The sequence below is a fragment of the Paenibacillus sp. SAF-068 genome (assembly GCF_051967555.1).
Classification (GTDB): Bacteria; Bacillota; Bacilli; order Paenibacillales; family Paenibacillaceae; genus Paenibacillus.
In genome coordinates, this window is record NZ_JBQCJX010000017.1 from 1 (window position 1) to 1,139 (window position 1,139).

General features: G+C 48.8%; 1 protein-coding gene. It reads left to right on the plus strand.

Translation table 11 applies throughout. The features are described 5' to 3' along the window. A partial coding sequence (locus ACTHPG_RS28155) for an AMP-binding protein (RefSeq protein WP_440392561.1) occupies positions 1–1,139 on the plus strand: 1,139 nt, incomplete at both ends.

Sequence of the window (1,139 nt, forward strand, 5' to 3'; positions counted from 1 at the left end):
GACCTGGCTTTGATGCTCTTTACGTCGGGAAGCACGGGAAAACCGAAAGGAGTACAGCTGACGCATGGGAACATCATCGCACGGGAGAAAGGGACCGTGCAACTGAACGGGTTTACGCCGGAGGATATCTCATTAAACTGGATGCCGCTTGAGCATGTAGGCGGATTGGTTATGTTTCACATTCGGGATATGTACACGGGATGTCAGCAGATCCAGGTCAAAATTGAGCGGATTTTGACGGATCCGCGACGATGGATGGATTTGATCTCGGCACATCGATGCACGGTAACGTGGGCCCCCAATTTTGCTTATGGTCTTGTCACAGAAAGCGTGGAAAGCCGAGGAGGCAACGAAGCGTGGGATCTCTCGACAATGCGATTTATTCTGAATGGCGGAGAACAAATCACGCCTCGTACAGGGAAACGTTTTTTGGAAGTGTTGAGTCCATATGGTTTGCGCTCAGATTGCATGAATCCGGCTTGGGGAATGTCTGAAACATGTTCCGGCGTGGTCTATTCCGACGTATTTGCACTGGGGACGGAAGCAGGGATACGGCACGTACAAAAAGATTCCCTTCAAGGAAGAATTCAGGAAGCGAAACCAGGCGAAGAGGCATTTACATTCGTGGAGATTGGAAGGCCGATTCCAGGAGTATCCGTGCGAATTGTGGATCATGACAGAAATGTGATAAGCGAGGAAAGGATCGGCAGAATTCAGTTAAACGGGGAATGCGTTACCAAAGGATACTACAATAATCCCGAGCTAAATCAGGAGATGTTTGACGAAGCAGGCTGGTTTGAAACGGGAGACGTTGGATTTATTCGGCAAGGACGACTGACGATTACGGGACGATCCAAGGAAGAGATCATCATCAATGGCATTAATATAAGCAATTATGAGGTGGAGGCGGCCATAGAGCGGCTGGAAGGTGTAGAGACAAGTTATACAGCCGTGTGTGCGTTAGAGGAGAAAGCAAACAAGGAGAGTGTGCTGATCTTCTTCGTACCGAAAGAAGGGACCGATCCGGTTCAGCAGATCCAGAAGATCAAAGGTATTGTCAGCAAGGGGTATGGCATTAAACCCAAAGAGGTCATACCCGTACGTACAAGCCAGATTCCCAAAACATCCATCGGGAAAAT